This is a genomic window from Chloroflexaceae bacterium, from assembly GCA_025057155.1.
Lineage (GTDB): Bacteria > Chloroflexota > Chloroflexia > Chloroflexales > Chloroflexaceae > JACAEO01.
In genome coordinates this window covers 1-516 of record JANWYD010000173.1, presented here as the reverse complement: position 1 = coordinate 516, position 516 = coordinate 1, and the positions used below count along the sequence as shown (strand labels likewise).

Genomic DNA, 516 nt, shown 5'->3' with positions numbered 1-516 from the left:
TGAAGTTCGTTGTACCGCTCAGGCCGATTGTGGACTTGGGCGACTATCGCGCGCTGCGCGTGCCCTACACGACGCCCACCGTCTCCGAGGAAGAAGTGCAACGTGTGCTGGACAACCTGCGCGAGCGCCAGGCCGTGCTGGAGCCGGTGGAACGCCCGGCCCAGCTGGGCGACGTGGTCACCCTGGACATCAACGCCTTCCTTGGCGAAGGCCTTAACCCATCCGACTTCCTAATGGCGGATAAAGATGTGGCCTTGCAATTGGACGAGACCGGCGACTGGCCGATGCCCGGCTTCCCGCAGCAAGTGGTCGGCATCGCCGCCGGCGAGACGCGCAAGTTCGACCTCGTCTTTCCTGGTGATTACGCCAACGAGTCGCTGCGCGGCCAGACGGCGCACTTCGAAGTGACGGCCAAGGAAGTGAAACAGCGCAGCCTGCCTGAGTTCAACGACGACTTTGCCAGAGAGGTGGGCGATTTCCAGACCTTTGAGGAGCTACAAAACCGCGTGCGCGAAG

Annotated in this window: 1 protein-coding gene; it reads left to right on the top strand. The window is 62.6% G+C overall.

Annotated features, from left to right (window positions below; all coding sequences use genetic code 11):
* Window positions 1-35 precede the first annotated feature (35 nt).
* The coding region (locus tag NZU74_20870) for a hypothetical protein (GenBank protein ID MCS6883774.1) at window positions 36-516 on the top strand (481 nt) is incomplete at its 3' end.